The following is a 25,874-nucleotide window of genomic DNA, read 5'->3' as shown; positions in this document are numbered from 1 at the left end:
AAAGACAAGGCGGGATTTCAACAGGAAAATTATCTTGAAAGAGGCAGGGTTTTGGACTATCATTAATCTTAGTATTCTGAAAACAGGAAGCCCCTTGGCTTCAGACAATGGTAGTTCACTGCAGAAAGTCTGTCATATAGGGTGTATGAGATATTGTTTGGAAGATGACGATAGATTTAAGACACGGAAAGGAACGAAAACAGTATGCTTCAGATAAAAGAAATATGTAAGGAATACCGGACGGGAAGTCTTGTTCAAAAAGCGCTTGATAAAGTGAGCCTGAATCTGCGTGATAATGAGTTCGTGGCGATTTTAGGACCAAGCGGTTCGGGGAAAACGACGCTGTTAAATGTCATCGGAGGATTGGACAGGTATGACGGCGGAGACTTGATCATAAACGGGATTTCGACGAAGAAATACAAAGACCGGGACTGGGATTCGTATCGGAATCACACGATCGGTTTTGTGTTTCAAAGTTATAATCTGATCCCTCATCAAACACTTTTGGCAAATGTGGAACTGGCGCTTACGATTTCGGGAGTAGGCAAAGCGCAGCGCAGAGAACGTGCGAGACAGGCGTTGGAGAAAGTTGGCTTAGGCGAGCAGATCCACAAGCGCCCGAGTCAGCTTTCCGGCGGACAGATGCAAAGAGTTGCCATTGCAAGAGCGCTTGTAAATAACCCGGATATCCTCCTTGCCGATGAACCCACAGGGGCGCTTGACAGCGAGACAAGTATTCAGGTGATGGAGCTTCTTAAAGAGGTTGCGCAGGACAGGCTTGTTGTTATGGTAACTCATAATCCCGAGCTGGCGCAGCAGTATGCTACAAGAATCGTTGAGTTAAAAGACGGAAAGATTCGTTCGGACAGCGATGCATTTTATGTGGATGAAGAAACGGCAGACGTTCCGGAACATAAAAATATGGGGAAATCATCCATGTCGTTTCTGACGGCGCTTTCACTTAGCTTTCATAATCTCAAGACGAAAAAAGCGAGAACATTATTGACTTCTTTTGCCGGATCGATCGGAATTATCGGCATTGCGCTTATTCTCTCTTTGTCCGCAGGAGTGAATGACTACATAAAAAATATAGAAAGAGAAACGCTTTCCCAATATCCGCTTCAGATCCAAAGTACAGGATTTGATTTTACTTCGATGATGACAGGCGGGGAAGATTCGGAAGAAGTAAAAGCGGTGTCTGCGGGAACGGGAACATCTTCAAAAGAGCGGCGGGAAAAAGAAAATATATGGGTGATCGACATGGTCACGAATATGTTTTCGACAATGGATTCAAATGATCTGGAATCTTTGAAAAAGTTTTTAGACAGTAAAGAAAGCCGGATCGATCAATACACAAATGCAGTTGAGTATTCTTATCAGGTTGTTCCGCAGATCTATGCGCAAGACGGAGAGAAAGTCCGTCAGGTACATCCGGACCGCTCTTTCGAGGCGGCAGGGCTTGGTTCGTCTGTCGGCTCAAACAGTCTGATGTCTTCGATGATGAGTACAGACGTCTTTTATCAGATGCCGGCAGATTCCGATCTGTATAAAGATCAGTACGATGTGAAAGCCGGCAGGTGGCCGAAATCATACAATGAATGCGTGCTTGTGCTGACGTCCGGCGGAGGTATGAGCGACCTTTTGCTGTACACGCTGGGCTTAAGAGATCCGTTGGAGCTGGAAGAGATGGTTGCGGGATTCGTCGAGGAAGAGCAGATCGAAGTTCCGAAAGATTCAACTGTCTATACATATGATGATATTCTCGGAAAAGAGTTTAAACTGGTAAACAGTGCGGATTACTATGAGTATGACAACAGTTATCATGTGTGGAAAGATCGTTCGGGAGATCAGACGTACATGGACAAAGTTGTGAAAAATGCCGAGCCGATCCGGATCGTCGGCATCGTTCAGCCTGTAAAAGATGCAAACGGAGCAGCTTTGATGTCAGGCATCAATTATCCCGCTTCATTGACAAAACATGTCGCAGAAGAAGCGGAAAACTCAAAAATAGTCAAAGATCAGAAGGCAGATCCGAAACGAAACGTTCTTACAGGGGAACATTTCGGGACAGAAAATGTAAAGGGCAACGTTAATATGGATTCTCTGATTACGATCGACGAACAAAAACTTGCCCGGGCATTTGCATTTGATCAAAATGCCTTTTCGGGAATGCAAAAAACGGATGGTCTTTCTGAGATTTTCCGTTCTGCCGGAAGTTCAGTCAATCTTTCGGGAATGTTAGATCTAAGTAAGATTCAAGTTCAGCTTCCCGAACTGCCGCAGATGAATCTGGAAGAATTGCTGGGAGACCTTGATCTTACAGTTTCGCCGGAAGGATTTTTGCCGCTGGCAGAAAGCCTGACAGAAGGGTACGCAGAATATGCGGCCGCGCATCCGGAGGCGGACTATTCTGCGCTTGCACAACAGTTCGGACAATACCTTGGAACGCCAAAAGCGCAGGAAATCATACGAAGAAATATCAGTGAGATCATCCAGTCGGGCGGCGGGATGTCCGTGACGATGGAACAGCTTCAGGCAATGGTGAAAGAAATAGCGGAAGGATACGGAAAATTTATCGTTGAAAACGGCTATCAGGATCCGTCTAAGTTTGATGAATATTTGGCGGAATATATGCAGACAGAAGAAGCGAAAGCGATATTGAACCGATATGCAAATGAGATTTTCGGAGGTATTGCAGGTAATGTTCAGATTACCGCAGAACAGCTTCAGAAGCTTTCAAAAGAGCTCACGGAAGGGTATCTTCTCTATGTGGCGGAAAACGGGCTGGCTGATCCGACAAAGATCGGAGAGCATTTTATTGCATATTTAAAAACGGAAGACGGACGGCAAAGACTGTCTGACGGGATGAAAGGAATCGTAGACGCGGACAGTCTGGAACAGCAGATCACAGACGCGTTCGGTTCTTATATGAAAGGCGCGGTTTCCTCTTATGCGGGAGCCGTAGGAACAGCGGTTGAGAGGCAGATCACATCGGCTATGGAGCAGGTTATGAATCAGATGGCAGAAGGACTGCAGTTTTCTGTAGGACAGGCAATGACACAGATCGGAAGCAGTCTGCAAAATGCTATGCATGTAGATGAAGATGCGTTTGCCGAGGCGTTTCAGATGAATATGACAGGAGAGGAACTGGCAGAACTGATGATGTCTATGGGAGCAGCGAAAAATGCGACGTATGACAATAATCTCAAACAGTTAGGTTATGTTGATTTCGCTGTGCCGACTACGATTTCGATCTATCCGAAAGATTTTGAAAGCAAAGAAGAAGTCGTCAGAATTCTTGATGATTATAACAGAAAAATGGAAGAACAAGGAAAAGAAGAACAGGTTATCACATATACGGATATGGTCGGCGCGCTGATGTCGTCTGTGACACAGATCATAGACGTTATCAGTTATGTGCTCGTTGCGTTTGTAGCGATTTCCCTTATCGTATCATCGATCATGATCGGTGTGATCACCTATATCAGTGTTCTTGAGCGAAAGAAAGAAATCGGGATACTGCGCGCAATCGGAGCTTCTAAAAGTAATATTTCACAAGTATTTAATGCCGAGACGTTTATTATCGGTTTGTGTGCGGGCGTGATCGGGATCGGGATAACGCTTCTGCTTTTGATCCCGGGAAATGCTCTGATCCATCATTTGGCAGGAACGAATGACGTAAGTGCGGTTCTTCCGGTAATTCCGGCGATCATACTTATTATTCTCAGCGTAATACTGACGCTGCTCGGAGGACTGCTTCCGTCTAAAAAAGCTGCGAAAAGTGATCCTGTAACTGCCCTTCGGACAGAATAATTTCTTGCATAAGCAATCAAGACAGATAACCAATGCTTGCGGCTGTGTATGTATAGAAAATCTTGATATGAACTATAAAAGCGATGGAGAAGTGATTTTTGATTATGGAAAATAAAATTGTCATACAGAATTTTGGACCGGTAAAAGAGGCACAGATTAATTTGAATAAAAAATTTCAGATATTTATAGGCGCTCAGGCTTCCGGTAAAAGCACAATTTGCAAGGTGGTATATTTTGTTCAAAATATAGAAGAAAATATATCTTTTGTCTAAAGAACGGATGCCATATTACAAAAAGAAATACCGATAAGATATGAGGTGGAAGAAAAATGAAAAATTTAATCTTTAGTTTAAATGCGACAGTACCGGTTTTCCTGTTAATGGCGCTTGGGTTTCTCTTTCGGAAACTCGGATGGCTCGACGAAGTATTTGCATCGAAAATGAATCAGTTCGTCTTTCTTGTGCCGCTTCCGCTTCTTGTGTTTGAAGATCTTGCATCTGTCGATTTTCAGAAAGTGTGGAATTTAAAATTCGTTTTATTTTGTTTCTTCGTGACTCTTGCAAGCATTGCTCTTGCCGGTATACTTTCGTTATTATGGAAGAACAGGGGAATAAGAGGAGAGTTTATACAGGCGTCATACAGAAGCAGCGCGGCGCTTCTTGGGATCGCATTCATCCAAAATATATACGGAGATGCGGGTCTGGCGCCTCTTATGATCATCGGAAGCGTGCCGTTATATAACATGATGGCAGTCGTCGTCCTGTCCTTCTTTCAGCCGGAACAAAGAAAACGAGATAAGTTGTTATGGAAAAAGACGCTGAAAGGGATCGTGACCAATCCAATCATAATCGGCATAGCCGCAGGTCTTTTCTGGTCGGCGCTTCGGATACCGATGCCGTATGTAATAGAAAAAACAGTGTCAAATATAGGCGCTGTCGCGACGCCTCTTGGATTGATGGCGCTCGGCGCTTCTTTTGATGTTCAAAAAGCGCTTGGAAAGATCAAACCTGTCATTGCTGCCTGTATGTTGAAGCTTGTCGGATTTACAGCGGTGTTTCTGCCTTTTGCGGTGATGCTCGGATTTCGCAGAGAAGAATTGATCGCGATTCTCGTCATGCTTGGATCGGCGACAACAGTAAGCTGCTATGTTATGGCAAAAAATATGGGACATGAAGGCACGCTGACGTCAGGCGTCGTCATGCTGACTACAGTATTCAGTGCGTTTACATTAACAGGGTGGCTGTTCATTTTAAAAAGTATGAATTTGGTATGAATAAGAATGGTTTCCTTATAAAGTGAAACTTCGTATCCGCTTCTCTTTGGAAAACCTGAAGTTGGTCTCATACAGTATAAAATTATCTGTGTGAGATTAGGAGCGCATTGCATCAGTTGTGTTTTGTGTACAAAACTCACATAAAACAAACGAAAATAGGCACATATTATTACGGGAAATCATAAAAAATTCCGTTTTTACTCTAATCTATAAGGAAAAATGCATAAAAAACTTTAAAAAAAATTAATTTATGATAGAATATAAACAATACTGGTCTTTCGTGGGAGGAGAAAAACCAAAAGACAGTTTAGCAATAGCAGAAAAAACAGTATCGTAGAATGGAGAAAAAGTATGAAAAAGAAAATGTGGAGGACGGGGTTGTGCGGATTGACAGCGTGCAGCATGTTGTTCACTATGCCGGCGTTGGCATGGGCGGCAGATGAACCCCAAAACACGAACATTGATAACGGACTCATTGCGTATTATGACTTTGAGAATGTGAATGAGAAGAAAGTCCCGAATGTACAAGGTGAGGAGAAATATGCGGGAACATTGTCAGGAGATAATGTTTCGGTTGAGGACGGTACACTTTTTGGAAAATCTCTGAAGTTTACAGAGGGCACACAGGGTGTGATGACCATTCCTCAGATTATGAATACAGGGGAGAAAAGCTATTCTGTTTCTATGTGGTTTAAGTATGATACAACTACAGACAGAGGGGGCAAAAAAACAGTTCTTCTGCAGCAGAATGGAGCTGGACGTACGTTCTTACAGTTTACGAGTGATAACAAGTATGCAACATATGTAAATCAGACAGATGTGTTTAGTGACAAGACATTTGATGCAAAACAATGGCAGCACGTAACGATTACATATGATACAGATACGAAAAAAGTTACGTTTTATGTAAATGGTGAGTCTGACGGGGAAAAAGCAGCAGGTAATGCGGAGACGAATGCGTTGACAGATCTTCTGATCGGGCGTCATAAAAATGCAGGAAATGACCCACTTTCTATGAGAGGTCTTGTGGACGAAATCCGTGTATATGATAAAGTTCTCACAGCAGAAGAGGCAAAAGCTGTTTATGAATCAAAAGCAGGAGCAATGCTCTTCCCACAGTTACAGGAAACTCTTAAAGAGGCGAAAGCATTAGATGAATCGGGAAGTTTGGGCGCAGAAGTAGAAGAAGCGAAAGTTTTGAAAGAAGCGATTACAGAAGCGGAAAAATTAACTTCTCAAAGTCCGTTGTCTGAAATATCCGAGATGATTGAAACTCTTGAAGAAGCAATGAAGAATTATCGTGCTGAGGTCGGAGTTGTACTTACAGTTTCTCCGACAAAAGAGGAGCGCTCTATTGACAGAGGAACAATAGGTATCAACCACCGTTATGCGTTCAACGGATATGGTTCTTTTGACAGCACGACAATGAAAATGAAAGATGAGTTTACAGAGCTTTACAAAGATGCGGGATTTGGTTCTATCCGTTATCCGGGAGGAACGATCTCGAACCTGTTCCGTTGGAAAGATACGATTGGGGATAAAGAAGACCGTGTAAATCAGATCCATGGCTTTTACAACAATCCGAATCAGGGTGGAATCGCTCCGAACTTCGGTTTGACAGAAGTTGCTGATTTTGCATATCGTGATGACGTTCAGTCAGAGATTGTTTATGTATACGGTTTCGGACGTGGTTCGGCACAGGATGCTGCAGATCTTGTAGAGTATTTGAACGCTCCGGCAGGAAGTAATCCGGGCGGTGGTGTTGCATGGGCAGATATCCGAAAAGAAAACGGACATGCAGAGCCGTACAACGTACGTTACTTTGAGATTGGAAATGAAAATAATCAACCGGGTACTGATGGAACAACATCTCAGCAGTATTGGATGATAGGAACGCAGGATGCCGAAAAAGCGTATGTAGAAGGTGGAGTTGCAAGCTTTACAAAACAGTATGCGGTGAAAAAAGATGACTGGAATAAGGCAGCATCTGTCAGTGACGGAACTGCAAATCAGGTTCGTTACATGCGTTATGCAAACCCGAATCCGATGACAGGAAAAGATGGAAAGACATTGGTTGAGAACTTTGAAGCTGTTCAAAAAGGAAGCGTTGAAGTATGGGTAGGCACTGACGGTGAAGGAAACAATCATAAATGGGAGGTTGTAGAAAGTCTTGACAACGCAGGAGCGAATGACCAGAAAGTGACAATCGACTACAGAGACGGATCAATCCACTTCGGAGACGGAACACATGGTAAAATCCCGGCGAAGGGACAACAAATCTATGTAACATATAAAGTTAAAAGAGACGGATTTGTAGCTGTTTCTAAAGCGATGAAAGATATGACGGCAGAGATTAACGAAATCAATGCTAAAAGCGGAAGTGCAGAAAAGGCATCCTGCTATGTATACTCCAGTTGGGAAACAAAAGGTTTTATTGATAAGATGGCAGCAGGTAACTGGAACAATTATTATGATGGTCTGACAATTCATCCATATTGTGGAGATCCGGGTGCGGATCAGGACAAAGGTGCGTTTTATGACTCGGCAATGCGTCTTGCGGAAAATGTAGGTATTCAGAAAGTTAAAAATTATGTAAACATGCTTCCGCAAGGAAAAGTTCCGGTTATATCTGAGTATGGTATTTTCAGATCTACATCGCCGCTTCTTCGTTCTCAGACACATGCAGTATATATTGCAAAAGTGCTTATGGAGTACGTTCGTCTCGGTAGTCCGTACATCCAGAAACACTGTCTTGTAGACTGGTATAGTAGTGGTGCAGACTCACTTGGACCTACACAGCAGGCGGTTATCCAGGCAGTACCGCAGACGGGCGCTAATCAGGGAACAGGAGAAGGGAACTTCCGTTTCTTCTCAACACCTTCAGCAAAAGTGTTCGAGTTATTCTCTAACTCATTTGCAAAAGGAACGAAAGTAGTCGGAACAGAGTTTGAACACGTAGAAACATTGGCAAACGGAACAAAAGCATATTCCGCAATCGCAAGTAAAGGTGATGACGGAACGTTGTATGTAACTGTAGTAAATACAGACCGTGAAAATGATAAGAAACTTCGCGTGAAAGTAGACGGCGTAGATCTGACAGGAAAAACAGTAGAAGTACAGACGCTCGCGGGTGAAAGCTTCGTTGATGAAAACAGCTTGGCAGAGCCGGATAAAGTAACGATTGAAAACTCAACAGTTACGGCAGAAGGCACAGATCTTGAGCTGACGGCAAAAGCACACTCCGTAATGTCAATTACAGTGAAAGAAAAAGTGGATCCGCCTGCACCGGAGACATATACAGTAACAGCAAAAGCAAACAATACGGACATGGGAACTGTAACGATTGACCCTGTAAAAGATAAATACAATGCAGGCGAAAAAGTAACAGCAACAGCGACAGCAAAAGAAGGATATGAGTTTGTAAACTGGACAGTAGCCGGTCAAGAAGTTTCTACAAAAACTACATATGAACTTACAGTAGAAAAGAACACAGAACTGACAGCTAACTTTAAAGCAAAAGCTCCGGTAGAAGAGAAGTTTACAGTAACAGCGAGAGTAAACGACTCTAAGATGGGAGAGGCGAAAATTGATCCTGACAAAGCAGAATATGTTAAGGGAGAGAAAGTAAAAGCCATAGCGACAGCAAAAGAAGGCTATGAGTTTGTAAACTGGACAGTAGCCGGTCAAGAAGTTTCTACAAAAACTACATATGAACTTACAGTAGAAAAGAACACAGAACTGACAGCTAACTTTAAAGCAAAAGCTCCGGTAGAAGAGAAGTTTACAGTAACAGCAAAAGTAAATGACTCTAAGATGGGAACAGTAAAACTTGATCCTGACAAAGCAGAATATGCTAAGGGAGAGAAAGTAACGGCAACAGCAACGGCAAAAGAAGGCTATGAGTTTGTGAACTGGACAGTAGCTGGTAAAGCGGTTTCTACAGAAGCTACATATGAATTTACAGTAGATAAGAACGTAGAACTGACAGCGAACTTCAAAGAGACAGAAAAGCCGGTAGAGAAGTTTACAGTAACAGCAAAAGTAAATGACTCTAAGATGGGAACAGTAAAACTTGATCCTGACAAAGCAGAATATGCTAAGGGAGAGAAAGTAACGGCAACAGCAACGGCAAAAGAAGGCTATGAGTTTGTGAACTGGACAGTAGAAGGGAAAGCGGTTTCTACAGAAACTACATATGAATTCTTAGTAGATAAGAACGTAGAACTGACAGCGAACTTCAAAAAGACAGAAAAACCGGTAGAGAAGGTTACAATAACAGTAAAAGCAAACGACTCTAAGATGGGAACGGTAAAACTTGATCCTGCAAAAGAAAGCTATGAAAACGGCGAAATTGTAACAGCGATTGCGACAGCAAAAGAAGGATACAAGTTTGTGAACTGGACAGTAGCCGGCAAAGTAGTTTCTGATAAAGCAGAGTACAAGTTTAAGGTTGACAGAGCAGCGGAGCTGCAAGCAAACTTTGTAAAAGTGTCAGAAGATCCGAAACCGGAGAATCCGAAGGATGAGGATAAAGCAGTTCAGACAGGAGACAACGGCGTATCACCGATCATTCCGCTTGCAGGGTTGATGTTAGCGGCAGGAGCGGCAGTCGTAGCTCTTCGCAAAAAAGAAGACTAATCTGAATATTTGAACAGTCTGAAAAACAGATCGGATAGCATAAAGATTGTCTTGATAAAAAGCAAAAAATGAAACAAAACCAGAGGCGCCGCGCTATGCGGCGTCTCTTTCTGTATAACGAATGGCGCGGGCTGAACTGCTACATATTTATAATCAGGTATCAAATAAAGATAGGAAAAGAAATAAAAATCGGTTATAATAAGTATAAGAAGGTTGACTGGTGGAGCAAATAAAAATGGATAGATATTTGAAATGAATGCTTATGAACGATTGATTTCGTGGAATAAAGGATAATGTTCATAAAATACAAATTTAAGGTATTGGAAAGTATGATTTTTAATAATAGAGAGTTGGTAAAAGAGGTGGTATATCTATGACAACAAGAGAGTTAGTGAGTCAATATGTTGAAGTGCTCTGTAAAATATACGGAAAACATTTGAAAACAGTTATTCTGTATGGTTCTTATGCAAGGGGCGATTATACAAAGGACTCGGATATAGATATTATGGTGCTTTTGGATTTAAGTGATATAGACATTAAAAAGTATCGTCATGAGTTATCTAGTGCAACCTATGATTTTAATATGGATTATGATGTAGATATTAAGCCGATAGCAAAGAATCAAGAGCATTTTAATAAGTGGGTAGAAGTGTATCCGTTTTATTCAAATGTGGCAAGTGAGGGGGTAAAGTTATTTGACGCAGCATAATGAAAAAGGTACAAGGCGAGATTTGGTTCTATATAGGTTGGAAGTTGCTAAAAGTGATATAAAATCAGCAAAAATTCTTTTAGATGCAGGAGAATGCAGGGGAGCGAATAACAGAGCCTATTATGGAATTTATCATGCTATTTCAGCTATTCATGCTTTAGATGGAAACGCATATAAGAGGCATAAGGATGCCCTTGCAAATTTTAATAAAAATTATATCAAGACAGAAATCTTCCCAAGAATTTTGGGAAGGAAAATTGCTGAGGCTGAAGAAATACGACATGCCAGCGATTATGATGACTTCTATATAGCGACTAGAGAAGAAGCTGAGGAACAAATTGACACAGCAGTAGAATTGGTTGAAAAAATAGAAGAATACGTCTTGAAAGAGATGGGATAATCGTTTTTGTATCATTCATGAAATATCTATGGAGATTTTTGAAGAGCAAAATGCATTGTGGGTATTGGAAGATACTGATATATATAAATATAGACTTATAGAATTGTGACAAAATAATATATTATTATCCTACACAGAAAGTGATATCGTTTGCATAAGCGCGGAGGTATCACTTTTTCGTTTGTGTTATAATCTGATATATAAAAATAAGAATAAAGAAAAGGAGACTGTTGCTATGAGATACATAGAAGAAAGGTGTTTTGATATGAAAGAAAACAAACGAACAATTTCTGTAGATTAACTTCTTTTTTGTAAAGATTGTGAAAATGAAACACTGTTTCTACATACGAAAAGACTCTATGCAGACAACGAAGAATATCTCTGTTATCCTCTAAACATTCTATTGTGAAATTACAGTGCAAATTGTCCGTAAAATGTGTTACACTTCTAATACAGCAAAAAATAGCTTTTGATTTATCACCGCAGGCTGATCGGTTTCTATAATGGCAGAACGATGAGCGCGGCGGAGCTGATAGGCTGATTTTTGTATGCTGTGTTGATATAGGAGGGAACGACTGTGGAAGCGTATACAAGTTTTGCGTATGTTTATGATACATTTATGGATAATGTTCCTTATGGCGAATGGGCGAGGCACATCCGCGAGAAGCTTTGCGAACATGGCGTGACAGACGGGATCGTGCTCGACCTCGGATGCGGAACAGGAACGATGACGGAACGGCTTGCCGGATATGGATACGATATGATAGGGGTCGATAATTCGGAGGAAATGTTAGAACTTGCGATGGAAAAGAAAACGGAGTCAGGATATGATATCCTCTATCTGCTTCAGGATATGCGCGGGTTTGAGCTGTACGGAACCGTTCGGGCGGTCGTAAGCGTCTGCGATTCCGTTAACTATATAACAGAACCAGACGAACTGGAAGAAGTCTTCCGACTTGTAAACAATTACCTTGATCCGAAAGGGATTTTTTTATTTGACTTCAATACTGTTCACAAATACCGCGATGTGATCGGTGACAGTACGATCGCGGAAGACCGCGGCGTGTGCAGCTTTATTTGGGATAACAGATACTATGAGAAAGAACAGATCAACGAGTACGATCTGACGCTGTTTATCGCGGAAGATTTTAACCCTATGGAAAATGCATATGTCTCAGAAAGAACGGCAGATTCGGAAGATGCTCTGCTTTCAGAAGAAGGAGCGGGTGACTTGGAAGATACTATGTTTTCAGAAGAAGAGGGTGGCGAAAACGGAAGTTTATATCGGAGATATACGGAGACGCATTATCAAAGAGGGTATACGCTTGCCGAGATACAAGAACTTCTGGAACGTGCAGGTCTTGTATTTATAGAGGCTTACGATGCGGATACGAAAGAGACGCCGAACGATACGAGCGAGAGGATATGCGTGATCGCCCGTGAAAACGGAAAATAAACAGAATGAGTAATAATAAAATAACGATAAATTCATGATAAATAAACAGAGCAAGCGACAAAAAGAAAATAGAATGAAGTAATGATAAAATAAAACAGAACAGGAGAAAGAGTGATGAAAGATTATATTGTAAGAGCATCTGCGGCGAATGCACAGATTCGCGCATTTGCGGCAGTGACAACAGAACTGACAGAGGAGGCTCGCAAGCGTCATGAGACAAGTCCTGTCGCAACGGCGGCTCTCGGAAGACTGCTCACAGGCGGAGCAATGATGGGAAGCATGATGAAAAATGACACAGATATGCTGACGATACAGATCAAATGTTCCGGTCCGATCGGAGGTCTTACAGTGACAGCGGACAGCAAAGGGAATGTCAAAGGTTATGTTCATGAACCGAATGTGATTCTTCCTCCGAAAAACGGAAAACTCGATGTAGGCGGAGCGCTCGGACAGGGCGTAATGACGGTGATAAAAGACATGGGGCTTAAAGAGCCGTATTCAGGACAGACGATTCTTCAGACAGGGGAAATCGCGGAAGATCTGACGTATTATTTCGCTACGTCAGAACAGGTTCCGTCTTCCGTAGGGTTGGGCGTTCTCATGGAAAAAGACAATACGGTGCGCTGTGCAGGCGGATTCATTGTGCAGGTAATGCCGTTTATCGAAGATGAAGTGTTGAACAAACTGGAAGAAAATATTCAGAACATCCGATCTGTAACTTCTATGCTCGATCATGGACATACGCCGGAAGAAATGCTTGCGCAAGTATTAGAAGGACTTGATCTTGAGATTACAGATACGATGCCTGCAAAATTTTATTGCAACTGTTCAAAGAAGCGGATCGAAAAGGCAATTATCAGCATCGGTAAAAAAGATATTCAGTCAATGATCGATGATGGAAAAGATATCGAAGTAAAATGTCATTTCTGTAATGAAGCATATAATTACACTGTAGACGAGCTGAAAGAATTACTGAAAAAAAGCAGATAAGGCAGAAAATCAGGCAAAACAGTTATTACGGATGAAGATAGAAAATAGAGTAAGACGGCTTGTGCCGATGATGGGGAAACCAGAAAAGCCGGGAGCGGAAAGGTGGAGTTAAAGATGAGACATGGTTTTGTGAAAGTAGCGGCTGCCACGCCTGATATTCGAGTGGCAGATGTGGAATATAATACAGAACAGATATGCAGGGCGATCGATCAGGCATATGAAAAAGGGGCGAAGATCGTCGCATTTCCCGAATTATGCGTAACAGGATATACATGCGGAGATCTTTTTACGCAGAACGTTTTGCTGAACGCGGCATACGGCGCAGTGAAAAAGATTGCAGGGCATACAAAAGGCAAAAACATTCTGGCGTTTGTAGGAATGCCGCTTACAGAAGGCGGGAAACTTTATAACACGGCGGCGGCAGTCAACGATGGAAAAGTGATCGGATTTACAACGAAAACATTTCTTCCCAATTACGGAGAGTTTTACGAGATGCGTCAATTCACTCCGGGACCGGACAGTGTGAGGTGGATTCAGTTTGACGGAGAAAAGGTTCCTTTCGGGCCGAAGATCCTGTTTCAGGATGATGAGACGGCGGATCTTATAGTAGGCGCGGAAATATGCGAAGACGTCTGGTCTCCTGTTCCTCCGAGTATTGAGGAGGCTTTGGCAGGAGCGACGATCATTGTCAACTGTTCTGCAAGTGACGAAACGGTCGGAAAAGGAAGTTACAGAACCCGTCTGATCGCAGGTCAGTCCGCGCGCCTGATCGCGGGATATGTCTATGCGAACGCGGGAGAAGGAGAGTCAACGACGGATCTCGTTTTCGGAGGACATAATATCATTGCGGAAGACGGAACGATCCTCCGGCAGTCAGAACGTTATAAAAACGAGATCATTTATTCAGAGATCGATCTTGAAAAAATTGTAGGAGAGAGACGTAAAAATACGACGTTTTCACCGGAAAAGCTAAATTGCGGTTGTCCGGTAGTTGTGCCGTTTCATGTGGGAATATGCGATACTGTTCTTACGAGAAACTTTTCACAGCATCCGTTCGTGCCGTCTGACGAGGCGGCGCGAGCGCATATTTGTGACGAAATCTTGACAATTCAGGCAATGGGTCTGAAAAAAAGGTTGTCGCATACGAATGCAAAATCAGCGGTTGTCGGCATTTCGGGCGGTCTGGATTCTACATTGGCTCTGCTTGTCACGGCAAAGGCGTTCGATATGCTGGGACGGGATAAAAAAGAGATTATTGCGGTTACGATGCCGTGCTTTGGGACAACAGACCGCACATATAATAATGCGTGTGAGATGACGAGACAGACCGGAGCGACGTTGATTGAAGTGCCGATCGGAGAAGCGGTGAACGTTCATTTCAGAGATATCGGACATGATCCCGATGTGCATGATGTAACTTATGAAAATGCACAGGCAAGAGAGCGGACTCAGGTGCTTATGGATATTGCGAATCGGGAAGCCGGTATGGTGATCGGAACAGGCGATATGTCGGAGCTTGCTTTAGGGTGGGCGACATATAACGGAGATCACATGTCTATGTACGGCGTCAATGCGTCTGTACCGAAAACGCTTGTGCGTCATCTTGTTCAGCATGCGGCGGATACAACAGAAAATGAATCATTAAGACAGGTGCTTTATGATGTGCTTGATACGCCTGTAAGTCCTGAACTTCTTCCGCCGAAAGACGGAGACATAGCACAGAAAACAGAAGATCTTGTCGGACCGTACGAACTGCATGACTTTTACCTTTATTATATGCTCCGCTTCGGTTTCTCACCGGAGAAAATTTTTACTTTGGCGGTGAATGCGTTTGCAGGCGTTTATGAAAAAGAGACGATTTTGAAATGGCTGAAAATATTTTATCGTAGATTTTTCTCGCAGCAGTTCAAACGTTCTTGTCTGCCGGACGGACCGAAAGTCGGAAGCGTAGCTCTTTCGCCGCGAGGCGACTGGAGAATGCCAAGCGACGCATGCGCGGCGTTATGGCTGAAAGAGTTGGAACAACTGCAATAACTGTAAATAACAGGAATAACCGGAAACAACAAGGATAGATAGAAACAACAGGAATCATCGGAACATCTCTTTGGGAAACGAGGTGTTGACGGAACTGTTATATAAAATGAGTGGGAAAGTGTGAGAATATATGAAACTGATCAAGACAGAAGAAGCGGTCGGAAGTGTACTCTGCCATGACATTACACAAATCATTCCCGGCGTTGTAAAAGACGCAGTTTTCCGAAAAGGGCATGTGGTAACGCAAGAGGATATTCCGGTACTGCTCTCGGTTGGAAAAGAGCATCTGTATGTATGGGAGAAACAAGAAGGAATGCTTCATGAAAACGAGGCGGCGGAAGTTTTAAGACGAGTATGTCAGGGGAGATTTCTGAAAGCGTCAAAGCCGAAAGAAGGGAAGATTGAGCTGACGGCGGAAACAGACGGATTGCTTAAAGTTGATAAAGAAAAACTGAACGCGGTAAATGGGTTAGGACAAATCGTGATCGCATCACGCCACGGGAATTTTCCTGTGAAAAAAGGAGACAAGGTCGCAGGAATGCGTGTCGTACCTCTCGTGATCGAAGAAGAAAAGATGGAACAGGTTAACCGGATGTGCGGAAACGAACCGATTTTTACGATTCTGCCGTTTTGTCAGATGAAAGCGGCGGTCGTGACAACCGGAAGCGAAGTGTATCACGGAAGGATCGAAGATAAATTTACTCCTGTTGTAAAAGAAAAACTAAGAGAGTGCGGTATGGAAGTAATCGGCGATACTCTTTGCAGTGACGATGCCGATATGGTTACAGAAGCTGTGAAAAAGTGGATCGAACAGGGGGCGGAACTGGTTGTCTGCACCGGAGGAATGAGCGTTGATCCTGATGACCGTACACCTCTTGCAATCCGAAATGCGGCAGATGAAGTGATCACTTATGGAGCTCCGGTTTTACCCGGCGCGATGTTTATGCTCGCATATGCAGGAAAAGTTCCGATCATGGGACTCCCCGGATGCGTAATGTATGCAAAACGGACGATATTCGATCTGATACTGCCGAGAATTGCGGCTGGGGAACGGCTGAAAGCAGAAGATTTTACCGCGCTCGGAGAAGGCGGTTTGTGTTTGAACTGTCCGGTGTGTACTTTCCCGAACTGCAGTTTCGGAAAATAGGAAGAAAAATAAATCATAAAAGGAATGAGAGGAAAATTTTCGGAGGTAGTAAAATGAGAACCGGTATACAGGAAGAATTAGAATTGTATATGAGTAAATCTGTGGCGCAGGCATCAAACAGAGAGATTTATGAAGCGTTGCTTTTGTTTGTGCAGAAACTGGCGGCAGGAAAAGAAAGAGCTGCAGGGAAAAAGAAGCTTTATTACATTTCGGCAGAGTTTTTGATCGGAAAACTGTTGTCAAACAATATGATCAATCTCGGTATTTATGATGAAGTAAAAGAAATGCTCTTTCAAAACGGAAAAGATATATGTCAGATCGAGGAGGTTGAGCCGGAGCCATCTCTTGGAAACGGAGGGCTTGGGAGACTGGCGGCATGTTTTCTTGATTCGATCGCAACACTCGGACTGCCCGGAGACGGGATCGGACTGAATTATCACCTCGGCCTGTTCAAACAGGAGTTTAAAGACCATCTTCAAAAAGAGCTTCCGAATCCGTGGATTGAGAAACAGTCATGGCTGACAAAAACGGATGTTGTCTATCCGGTTTCTTTCAGAGGATTGAAAGTTAATGCAAGAATGTACGATATCGCAGTGACGGGATATCATGATCAGACAAACAAACTGCACCTTTTTGACATCGATTCTGTTGATGAGGGAATCGTGGAAGACGGAATTCATTTTGATAAAGAAGATATCGCAAAAAATCTGACGTTGTTTTTATATCCTGATGACAGCGATGAAAAAGGAAGGCTTCTGCGCATTTATCAGCAGTATTTCATGGTAAGCAGCGCCGCACAGATGATCTTGGATGAATGTGTGCAAAAAGGAAGTACATTGTATGATCTGCCGGATTATGCTGTCATCCAGATCAACGACACTCATCCTACAATGGTCATTCCCGAACTGATCCGGCTTCTTGTGGAAAGAGGGCTTGATATCGATGAAGCGATCGATGTCGTATCCCGTACATGCGCGTATACGAATCATACGATTTTGGCAGAAGCGCTTGAAAAATGGCCGATCGGATATTTAAAAAAGGTTGTGCCGCAGCTCGTTCCGATCATTGAGATACTTGATGATAAAGTTCGCAGAAGATTCAGCGATGAATCAACAGCCATCATAGACAGAAACGATACTGTTCATATGGCGCATATCGACATTCATTACGGATTCAGCGTTAACGGAGTGGCGGCGCTTCATACGGACATCTTAAAACAATCGGAACTGAATCATTTTTATAAAATCTATCCTGATAAATTCAATAATAAAACAAACGGGATTACGTTCCGCAGATGGCTTCTTCACTGCAACCCGCGTCTTACGGCGCTGCTTGATGAAACAATCAAAGACGAGTATAAAGAAGATGCCTCTAAACTTGTCAAACTGCTTGAATACAAAGACGACGAGACTGTTTTGAAACGCCTTTTAGAGATTAAAAAAGAAAATAAAAAAGATCTTGCCGCGTATCTGAAAGAGACACAGGCAATAGAGATAGACGCAGATACGATTTTCGATATTCAGGTAAAAAGACTTCACGAGTATAAACGGCAGCAGTTAAATGCACTGTATATTATTGATAAATATTTGGAGATCAAGGAGGGGATTCTTCCGAAAACTCCGATCACAGCGATCTTCGGGGCGAAAGCGGCTCCGGCATATGTGATCGCAAAGGATATCATTCATCTTATACTTTGCCTGCAGGAGATCATTAATAATGATCCGGAAGTAAGTCCTTATCTGAAAGTTGTCATGGTAGAGAATTATAATGTGACAAAGGCTGAAAAACTGATTCCTGCATGTGATATATCCGAGCAGATCTCTCTTGCGTCAAAAGAGGCAAGCGGCACGGGGAATATGAAGTTTATGTTAAACGGTGCAGTCACTCTCGGTACAGAGGACGGGGCAAACGTAGAGATACATGAACTTGTAGGAGACGATAATATTTTCGTGTTCGGAGCGTCAAGCGACGAAGTAATCGAACATTATAAAAAAGCGGATTATTCGGCAAAAGATTATTATAAAAAGAATCCGAAGATCAAAGCGGCGGTTGATTTCATTACAGAAAAACAGATGATGAAGATCGGATGCAAAGAAAGTCTGGAGCGTCTGCAAAAAGAGCTGATAGGAAAAGACTGGTTTATGACATTTCTTGATTTTGATGCGTACAAAAAGGCAAAAGACAAGGCGCTGGCGGCGTATACAGATCAAAAGGAATGGGCGAAAAAGATGCTTGTCAATATTGCCGAAGCAGGCTACTTCTCATCAGACAGAACGATTGAACAGTATAATAGAGATATTTGGAAATTAACAAGATCATAAGATTAAAGAAAAATATTAGTAAAACGGTATATTGATGAAAAGGGGGATGGTTATGGAACGGGCAAGCGGCGTGCTGCTTCCGATATTTTCACTGCCGTCAAAATATGGAATCGGATGTTTTTCAAAAGAAGCCTATCAATTTATTGACAGGCTTAAGGCGGCAGGGCAAAGTTACTGGCAGATTCTTCCGTTAGGGCCGACCGGATACGGAGATTCTCCGTATCAGTCTTTTTCTACATTTGCAGGCAATCCGTATTTTATCGATCTTGAAACGCTTACAGGAGAAGGTTTGTTGACAGCGCAGGAGTGCGAATACGGATGTGAGAGAATACGGGAAGATAAGATAGATTATGAAAAAATATATAAGATACGGTTTCAAATACTTGAGAAAGCGTTTTCGCGTTTTGGAGAAAATGACGAATACCGCGCATTTGTTTCGGAAAATCAATTTTGGCTGGAAGATTATAGCCTCTATATGGCGATCAAAGACCGAAACGGCGGCGTGAGTTGGAATGAATGGGAAGAACCGCTTAAAAACAAAGAGTCACAGGCGATTGAAAATGCAAAAGCAGAGCTGTCGCGTCAGATTGCCTTTTACAAATTTCAGCAATATGAATTTGACAGACAGTGGAAACGCCTTCGCTCTTATGCGAACGAAAACGGCATAGAGATTATCGGAGATATTCCGATCTATGTTGCGTTTGACAGCGCGGATACATGGTCGGCGCCGGAGATGTTCCGTTTTAATGACGCTCTTGAACCGATCGATGTTGCGGGATGTCCGCCGGATGGATTTTCGCAGACAGGACAGTTGTGGGGGAATCCGCTCTACGATTGGGAATATCATAAAAAAACAGGGTACGACTGGTGGATTCGCAGGATCGAACACTGTTTCCGGCTGTATGATGTCGTGCGGATCGATCATTTCCGCGGTTTTGATGAATATTATGCTGTTCCGTACGGAGAAAAAACGGCAGTACACGGAAAGTGGATGCCGGGACCGGGGATAGAGCTGTTCCGGACGCTGGAAGAAAAGATCGGCAGAAAAAGGATTATTGCCGAAGATCTCGGCTTTTTAACTCCGAGTGTGATACAGCTTTTAAAAGAAAGTGGATTTCCGGGGATGAAAGTGCTTCAGTTTGCATTCGATTCAAGGGAAGATTCAAACTATCTCCCGCATACATATACAAGAAACTGCGTTGTATATACGGGAACTCACGATAATGATACGACAAAAGGATGGTATCACACGGCGGCAGGATCAACACGGCAGTTTGCAAAAGAATACATGTATAAGCCCCGTCTTGATGAAGATACGCTTGCGGGAGATTTTATTGCTATGGCAATGGGAAGCGCGGCGGATCTGTGCATCGTTCCGATGCAGGATTATCTGGGACTTGGAAGCGATGCACGAATTAATACGCCGTCCACACTTGGCGGGAATTGGGAATGGCGTATGAAACCGGGAGAGCCGGATGAAGGGACAGTTCGGGAGATGGAGCGAATGACAAAAATATACGGACGGCTGCGTTTTACTTAAATAAAGTTCCGAACCAGTAGATCAGTCCCAGTCCCCAGCTTGTGAAAATACCGTACAGGATAACAGGACCGGCGATCGTAAAAATTTTACATCCGATGCCGAATACCTGACCTTCTTTTTTGTATTCGATGGCAGGGGCAGCTACTGAATTTGCGAATCCGGTGATCGGCACGAGCGCTCCGGCGCCTCCCCAGGCTGCAAGTTTCTGGTAAATTCCGGTTCCGGTGAACAAAACGCTTAAAAGGATGAGCGACAGAGACATCCAGCGGCTGCACTCATCGGGAGAAAGATTTCGTAATTCAAAATAATGATAAATAACTTGTCCGAGCAGGCAGATCAGCCCGCCGAGGAAAAACGCTTTGCACATATTCAGAAAAAGATTATGTCGGGGCGTTTTTTCTTTTACATATTGTTCATATTGTTTTTCTTGTTTCAGTTTTTGTATCTTATCCATAGATGAAACACACTCCTTGCATTTCGCGCAACACGCGCGTTTTTAATTTCTTTTCTGTTAGTATCTGAAATAATTTTCCGAATATGTATATAAATTCATAATAATTTTTCGCAAATATGCCGACAATAAAAATAATAAAAATAAAACTGTAACAGTTCAGCCCACGCCATGTGTAAAACGCAATGTGTGCGTAACATGGCTGATGGAAGACGGAGTCAGGGAAAGGAAGGATTATGGATCAGATAAAAGGGGCGCAAAGCATTATGTTTCGGGAAGCGCCGTATCTTATCAGCGCTGCGTCTGTCGCAGGCAGCAAAGAGGCGGATGGACCAATCGGGAAATTATTTGACGTGACAGATAAAGACGACCTGTTCGGAGCACAGACATGGGAAGAAGCGGAGAGTAACATGCAGAAAGAAGCGTGTGTTCTTGCGGCAGGAAAGGCACATGTGGACTTGAAAAAGATCCGATATCTTTTTGGAGGGGATCTTTTGCGGCAGGGAATAGCAACTTCAATGGGGGTAGAGGCTTTGCAGATTCCGATGTTCGGCCTCTACGGAGCATGTTCTACATCAGGAGAAGCGCTTGCGCTTGCATCTATGAGCGCTGCCGCAGGATACGGAGGAACGATGATCGCCGTCACATCAAGTCATTTTGGAAGTGCGGAAAAAGAGTTTCGCTTTCCGTTAGGATATGCGAATCAGAGACCTCTTTCTTCACATTGGACAGTGACGGGAAGCGGCGCGTTTCTTGTGCAGTCGGCAGAGGAATACAGAAAACAAAATACAAAGTCGTACTTTTCTAATATTCGCATTACAGGAGTAACTGTCGGAAAGATCGTAGATTATGGCTTGAAGGATTCTCAAAATATGGGCGCGTGTATGGCTCCGGCGGCCATGGATACGATTGTACAGAACTTTCAGGATATGGAAAGAAAAGAAAAAGATTACGACAGGATTATTACAGGAGATTTAGGAAGCATCGGAAGAACGATTTTATTCGATCTTATCAGAGAAAAAGGGTACGATATATGCGAAAAACATATGGATTGCGGAATGACGATTTTTGATAAAGAACGGCAGGATACGCATGCCGGTGGAAGCGGATGCGGCTGCGCCGCCGTAACGCTGGCATCGTATGTACTTCCTAAATTAGAAAAAGGAGAATGGAAGCGGGTGTTGTTTGTTCCTACAGGGGCGCTTATGTCTACCGTCAGTTTCAACGAGGGGGCGAGCGTACCGGGGATCGCTCACGGAATTGTTCTGGAAAGCGATGCATAGCATAAGGAAATTAAAAAGCAAGAAGATAGAAGGCAAAATGATAAAAGCAAGAAGAATGAGCAGAGTAGAAAAGAGAAAGGGTGAAACAAAATGGATTATGTAAAAGCGTTTATCGTAGGAGGTCTTATATGCGCGGCTGTGCAGATTTTATTAGACAGGACAAAGCTGATGCCGGGAAGGGTTATGGTGCTTTTAGTATGTGGCGGAGCTTTGCTTGGATTTTGCGGACTGTACGATCCGTTTCAGAAACTTGCCGGGGCAGGGGCAGGCGTTCCCCTTCCGGGATTCGGCAATGTGCTTTGGCAGGGCGTGAAAGAAGCTGTTGACAAATATGGATTTATGGGTGTGTTCATGGGTGGATTTCAGGCGAGTGCCGTCGGTATTTCCGCAGCGCTGATCTTCGGTTATATTGCGTCCTTTATCTTTGAACCGAAAATGAAAAAATAGATTTTTATGAAAATGTGTACAGAAATCAAGAAAAATAAAATAAAGAAGATTTCTGTACACACTGTGTCTGCAGAGAATTATAATTGTTTTTCTCTATATAAGTCGCTTCGGTTATTGGGGTATTTCAAGATGAAACTGTTCGATCAGGCGTCCGATATTTTCTTCCGTATCTTCAAGCTCGTCTGCAATCTGGGAAAGAGTTTTTCCTTTCTCGAGTTTTTTCTGAATGAGATTGCAAGTTTTCCCTTTTTCGCCCTTCCGAATACCTTCTTTAAGTCCTTCCTTTTTTCCGTCTTCCCAGGCGTAACTGCGTTCCAGCCGGATATGTTCTTCTTCGTCATATTCGTAAATGCACACGTTTTTCACCTCCGCTCGATTTTTCTCAAGAAATGATTTTAAAATCCCTTCGTGGATACATTCTGTGATGGCATGTTCAACCGCATCTTCAAGCGACATTGTTTTTGTGTACCGACGAACCCGGTCTGTATACTCTGCGTATTGATGCAGCATCGTACATGCATTCATTAAGGCTGGATTATGTCCGAGATTAATGTTGAGCATGACAGCTTCTAATTCTAATTTGCAGTGTTGATCCCGTATGGAATATAAATCGGATAATCGTAAGATCCGGCGGTCCGGCTGATCCTGGATCCCATTATAAAAGATGACGAATTCCGGCGGCGGAATCAAAATTTTTCGTGAACCGTATAATTTGTTTTTGTCGATCATACCCGAGTATAAGTCCGAAATATAAAACAGATATCTCAGCGGTAAATTAGGATTAAAAGTTGACTGATGTTCGTATAAAGACAGCCGAAGTCCGATCATGAATGAAACATCGTTCTGCATTGCCATATAGATCGCGTTTTCTAAGGTGTTGATTTCCAACAGTTCTGGATCGGTATAATGCTTTATCGACATCATAGCATGAAAGTGTAGAAAACGCCAGTTTTTTATGTGTATATTACATCCACAAAACGTCTGTGAAAATTGCGCTAAGAAAATGCAAAGATTTTGTTGTTTTTTGACGCTGATAATGGTATCGTAAGAATGCAGGGTTGCACACTTTTGCAGCTCTGCATAAATTATGTGAAAAAAGTGAATGAAAAAACTCTTATAGCTACGGAGGAAAGAGTAGAATTATGAACTATGCATCTATTATCATCCCGTTTGTGGGTGGCTTGGGAATGTTTATCTACGGAATGCAGATCATGGCGCAAGGTTTGGAGAATGCCGCGGGCAGCAGGATGAAGTCTCTATTGGAAGCGCTGACGAAAAATAAACTTTTTGGAGTGATGCTCGGCGCATTTATTACGGCAGTGATCCAGAGTTCGTCGGCAACGACAGTTATGGTCGTAGGGTTTGTAAACGCAGGTATCATGAATCTGTCTCAGGCGATGGGCGTCATCATGGGAGCAAATATCGGAACGACGGTAACGGGCTGGCTCGTGTCGAGTGTGGAATGGGCGAAGTTTTTAAGTCCTGCCAATCTCGCGCCGATTGCGATTATTATCGGTGTGATCATCATGCTGACGGGCAAGAGACGTTCATCAAAAGATATTTCCAGCATTATCGTAGGGTTCGGTATCCTTTTCGTCGGAATTACAACGATGTCGTCGGCGGTTGCGCCGCTTCAGGAATCAGAAGCATTCTGCAGCATTTTCGTGAAGCTTGGACACAATCCGTTCCTTGGTATTCTTGCAGGTGCGCTTGTGACGGCGATCATCCAGAGTTCGTCTGCATCGGTCGGCATCTTGCAGAGTCTCGCGGCAGCAGGACTTGTACCGTTTAATGCGGCGGTATATATTATCATGGGGCAGAATATCGGAACATGTGTGACGGCGATCATGTCAAGTATCGGAGCGAAAAAGACAGCAAAGACAGCGGCGATCATGCATCTTTTGTTCAATGTGATCGGAACAATCATATTCAGTGTTGCGGCGATCTTTTTCTTCAAAGTGCTCAACCCGGGTATGGGCGCGGGTATGATTACGCAGACAGAGATCAGTACGGTACATACAATTTTCAACATCGGAACGACACTGCTGCTCTTCCCGGTATCCGACTGGATCATCAAACTGGCAAGAAAACTCCAGAAAGAGGAAGACGGAGTAGTAGATGAAAGCCGTGTGCTCCTTGATGAAAGGATGTTAGAGACTCCGAGTATTGCGATTCAGTCTGTTGTAAGCGAAGTATGCCGGATGGGATATATTGTAAAAGGAACGATGGACAAGACTCGCCGAGTATTATTTACTCAGGATGAAGAGACGATGAACGAGATCCGAGAGGAAGAAAGTATCGCGGACCGGCTCTGCAAGGGAATTACAGATTATCTGATACGGATCAGCTCTCTGGCGATTAATGAAAAAGAGCATCAGCACGTGGCAAGCCTTCTTCAGATTGTTTCAGACATCGAAAGAATCAGCGACTATTGTGAAAATATTTCCGAGTATGCAGAAAACCTTGCGAACCAGAAAAAAGAAGTTCTCGGGTGTCGGGGCAGCAGAAATGAAAGAGATGCTGGAAGTCTGTTCAGACAGTTTCACTTATGCGGTTGAAGCATTTGAAGAGAACAGTGCGGAGAAGGCGCTGAAAGTGATTGAAAAAGAAAGAAGCGCCGATGATCTGGAGATCCGCCTTCGGGCAGATCATATGCAGCGTCTTGCAAATAAGCAGTGCGATACGGAGGCGGGAATCGTATTTCTTGACGCGCTTGTCGGCTTAGAGAGGATTTCCGATCACTCAAGAAATATTGCGGAAGAAGTGCTTTCGGCAAGTAATAAATAAAAACTTATTCCGGCTGCATGGCAGTGAAAGCTGCGGTGCAGCCGTATTCTTTATCGTATACTGACGTTAGAGTGCAGATCCTTGTAATAAAATATCATTGTTCCTGATTTGTAAATATGTTATGATAAATCCACTCACAGAAATTCTTTCTGTGAAAAGCGCCGGCAGTCTCGTCTGTCCGCGGAGAATGCTGACAGTATCGTCAGTCCGAGGAATTCCCTCAAAGTTACCCGATTAACAAAATTATTTTTGCATGGAGAGTCTTGTAGAGCACCGCTTTTTTTCGTATACTGATTCTTAAGAAAGAAAATAAAGTTTATTGTGAAAACTTTTCTCTTAGTTCATAGGACTCGTTCATGTGCATGAAAGGAGAAGCCTATGACAGGAAAAGAAAACAGAGAAATCAAAAACAGCGTCTTCGTAGATCTGTTCTATGAAGACGAATCAGCAGAAGCAAATGAAATCGCGCTCTTTAACGCCATCCACGACGAGCCCCTCCCGGAAGGAACGAAGATCCGGAAATTCCGCGTAGACAATACGATCTATATGAATTTTCAAAACGACATTTCTTTCGATGCAGGTGGG

At 43.2% G+C, this 25,874-nt stretch carries 16 protein-coding genes and 2 pseudogenes; 16 read left to right on the top strand and 2 right to left on the bottom strand.

Features of this window, described 5'->3' with window-relative positions; translation table 11 throughout:
* Window positions 1–204 precede the first annotated feature (204 nt).
* The 12 genes from RUMTOR_RS07585 (at window position 205) to malQ (ending at window position 20,321) form a co-directional block, all read left to right on the top strand.
* The gene (locus RUMTOR_RS07585; RefSeq protein ID WP_004846725.1) at window positions 205–3,813 is read left to right on the top strand and encodes an ABC transporter ATP-binding protein/permease; all 3,609 of its coding nucleotides are present in this window, start codon (window positions 205–207) and stop codon (window positions 3,811–3,813) included.
* 104 nt (window positions 3,814–3,917) lie between these two features.
* The gene (locus tag RUMTOR_RS12710) at window positions 3,918–4,085 is read left to right on the top strand and encodes an AAA family ATPase (protein ID WP_004846721.1); all 168 of its coding nucleotides are present in this window, start codon (window positions 3,918–3,920) and stop codon (window positions 4,083–4,085) included.
* Between the two features lie 56 nt (window positions 4,086–4,141).
* Complete coding sequence (locus RUMTOR_RS07580; protein WP_004846720.1) at window positions 4,142–5,086, top strand: AEC family transporter; 945 nt, start codon at window positions 4,142–4,144, stop codon at window positions 5,084–5,086.
* Window positions 5,087–5,488: 402 nt separating this feature from the next.
* Entirely contained in the window at window positions 5,489–9,724 is a 4,236-nt protein-coding gene (locus RUMTOR_RS07575; RefSeq protein ID WP_416983982.1) for an InlB B-repeat-containing protein, read from the top strand.
* Window positions 9,725–10,097: 373 nt separating this feature from the next.
* Entirely contained in the window at window positions 10,098–10,433 is a 336-nt protein-coding gene (locus RUMTOR_RS07570) for a nucleotidyltransferase family protein (protein ID WP_004846714.1), read from the top strand.
* Window positions 10,420–10,833 carry a HEPN domain-containing protein gene (locus RUMTOR_RS07565; RefSeq protein WP_004846709.1) on the top strand — a complete coding sequence of 138 codons (414 nt, stop codon included), beginning with the start codon at window positions 10,420–10,422 and terminating at the stop codon, window positions 10,831–10,833. The genes RUMTOR_RS07570 and RUMTOR_RS07565 overlap by 14 nt, the downstream gene beginning before the upstream one ends.
* 577 nt (window positions 10,834–11,410) lie before the next feature.
* Window positions 11,411–12,289: a class I SAM-dependent DNA methyltransferase gene (locus RUMTOR_RS07560; RefSeq protein ID WP_009243579.1), complete on the top strand. Its 879-nt coding sequence runs from the start codon at window positions 11,411–11,413 to the stop codon at window positions 12,287–12,289.
* Window positions 12,290–12,403: 114 nt separating this feature from the next.
* The gene (gene hslO, locus RUMTOR_RS07555) at window positions 12,404–13,279 is read left to right on the top strand and encodes an Hsp33 family molecular chaperone HslO (RefSeq protein WP_004846703.1); all 876 of its coding nucleotides are present in this window, start codon (window positions 12,404–12,406) and stop codon (window positions 13,277–13,279) included.
* Window positions 13,280–13,393: 114 nt separating this feature from the next.
* A complete protein-coding gene (locus RUMTOR_RS07550; protein ID WP_004846701.1) occupies window positions 13,394–15,313 on the top strand; it encodes an NAD(+) synthase in 1,920 nt (639 codons plus the stop codon).
* 130 nt (window positions 15,314–15,443) lie between these two features.
* Window positions 15,444–16,460, top strand: coding sequence for a molybdopterin-binding protein (locus tag RUMTOR_RS07545; protein WP_004846699.1), 1,017 nt, complete (start codon window positions 15,444–15,446; stop codon window positions 16,458–16,460).
* Between the two features lie 53 nt (window positions 16,461–16,513).
* Window positions 16,514–18,781, top strand: coding sequence for a glycogen/starch/alpha-glucan phosphorylase (locus RUMTOR_RS07540; RefSeq protein ID WP_004846697.1), 2,268 nt, complete (start codon window positions 16,514–16,516; stop codon window positions 18,779–18,781).
* Between the two features lie 34 nt (window positions 18,782–18,815).
* The gene (gene malQ, locus RUMTOR_RS07535; protein ID WP_004846695.1) at window positions 18,816–20,321 is read left to right on the top strand and encodes a 4-alpha-glucanotransferase; all 1,506 of its coding nucleotides are present in this window, start codon (window positions 18,816–18,818) and stop codon (window positions 20,319–20,321) included.
* On the opposite strand, the gene spoVAC is transcribed toward malQ, so the two are convergent.
* Window positions 20,314–20,775: a stage V sporulation protein AC gene (gene spoVAC, locus RUMTOR_RS07530; RefSeq protein WP_004846693.1), complete on the bottom strand. Its 462-nt coding sequence runs from the start codon at window positions 20,773–20,775 to the stop codon at window positions 20,314–20,316. The two genes, malQ and spoVAC, sit on opposite strands and share 8 nt — an antisense overlap.
* Before the next feature lie 233 nt (window positions 20,776–21,008).
* Here spoVAC and RUMTOR_RS07525 point away from each other — a divergent pair, with 233 nt between their 5' ends.
* Both RUMTOR_RS07525 and RUMTOR_RS07520 read left to right on the top strand, forming a co-directional pair.
* On the top strand, window positions 21,009–22,055 hold the full coding sequence (locus RUMTOR_RS07525) for a stage V sporulation protein AD (protein ID WP_004846691.1): 1,047 nt from the start codon (window positions 21,009–21,011) through the stop codon (window positions 22,053–22,055).
* Between the two features lie 90 nt (window positions 22,056–22,145).
* Window positions 22,146–22,502, top strand: coding sequence for a SpoVA/SpoVAEb family sporulation membrane protein (locus RUMTOR_RS07520; protein WP_004846688.1), 357 nt, complete (start codon window positions 22,146–22,148; stop codon window positions 22,500–22,502).
* A 111-nt stretch (window positions 22,503–22,613) separates the two neighbouring features.
* On the opposite strand, the gene RUMTOR_RS07515 is transcribed toward RUMTOR_RS07520, so the two are convergent.
* Window positions 22,614–23,426, bottom strand: coding sequence for a hypothetical protein (locus tag RUMTOR_RS07515; protein WP_004846687.1), 813 nt, complete (start codon window positions 23,424–23,426; stop codon window positions 22,614–22,616).
* A 218-nt stretch (window positions 23,427–23,644) separates the two neighbouring features.
* Here RUMTOR_RS07515 and RUMTOR_RS07510 point away from each other — a divergent pair.
* Together RUMTOR_RS07510 and RUMTOR_RS07505 are read left to right on the top strand one after the other, a co-directional pair.
* A pseudogene (locus RUMTOR_RS07510) lies at window positions 23,645–25,289 on the top strand (Na/Pi cotransporter family protein).
* Window positions 25,290–25,645: 356 nt separating this feature from the next.
* Window positions 25,646–25,874: pseudogene (locus RUMTOR_RS07505) on the top strand (hypothetical protein); the annotation flags it as partial.

Source organism: [Ruminococcus] torques ATCC 27756 (genome assembly GCF_000153925.1).
In the GTDB taxonomy this organism is placed as follows: domain Bacteria; phylum Bacillota; class Clostridia; order Lachnospirales; family Lachnospiraceae; genus Mediterraneibacter; species Mediterraneibacter torques.
The sequence above is the reverse complement of the archived record's forward strand: the minus strand, read 5'-3'. Positions and strand labels throughout refer to the sequence as shown.

Bases quoted from the DNA above. Each gene is read 5' to 3' on its own strand.
- RUMTOR_RS07585 (WP_004846725.1), top strand. From the start codon at position 205: ATGCTTCAGATAAAAGAAATATGTAAGGAATACCGGACGGGAAGTCTT.
- RUMTOR_RS12710 (WP_004846721.1), top strand. From the start codon at position 3,918: ATGGAAAATAAAATTGTCATACAGAATTTTGGACCGGTAAAAGAGGCA.
- RUMTOR_RS07580 (WP_004846720.1), top strand. From the start codon at position 4,142: ATGAAAAATTTAATCTTTAGTTTAAATGCGACAGTACCGGTTTTCCTG.
- RUMTOR_RS07575 (WP_416983982.1), top strand. From the start codon at position 5,489: ATGTTGTTCACTATGCCGGCGTTGGCATGGGCGGCAGATGAACCCCAA.
- RUMTOR_RS07570 (WP_004846714.1), top strand. From the start codon at position 10,098: ATGACAACAAGAGAGTTAGTGAGTCAATATGTTGAAGTGCTCTGTAAA.
- hslO (WP_004846703.1), top strand. From the start codon at position 12,404: ATGAAAGATTATATTGTAAGAGCATCTGCGGCGAATGCACAGATTCGC.
- RUMTOR_RS07550 (WP_004846701.1), top strand. From the start codon at position 13,394: ATGAGACATGGTTTTGTGAAAGTAGCGGCTGCCACGCCTGATATTCGA.
- RUMTOR_RS07545 (WP_004846699.1), top strand. From the start codon at position 15,444: ATGAAACTGATCAAGACAGAAGAAGCGGTCGGAAGTGTACTCTGCCAT.
- RUMTOR_RS07540 (WP_004846697.1), top strand. From the start codon at position 16,514: ATGAGAACCGGTATACAGGAAGAATTAGAATTGTATATGAGTAAATCT.
- malQ (WP_004846695.1), top strand. From the start codon at position 18,816: ATGAAAAGGGGGATGGTTATGGAACGGGCAAGCGGCGTGCTGCTTCCG.
- spoVAC (WP_004846693.1), bottom strand. From the start codon at position 20,775: ATGGATAAGATACAAAAACTGAAACAAGAAAAACAATATGAACAATAT.
- RUMTOR_RS07525 (WP_004846691.1), top strand. From the start codon at position 21,009: ATGGATCAGATAAAAGGGGCGCAAAGCATTATGTTTCGGGAAGCGCCG.
- RUMTOR_RS07520 (WP_004846688.1), top strand. From the start codon at position 22,146: ATGGATTATGTAAAAGCGTTTATCGTAGGAGGTCTTATATGCGCGGCT.
- RUMTOR_RS07515 (WP_004846687.1), bottom strand. From the start codon at position 23,426: ATGATGTCGATAAAGCATTATACCGATCCAGAACTGTTGGAAATCAAC.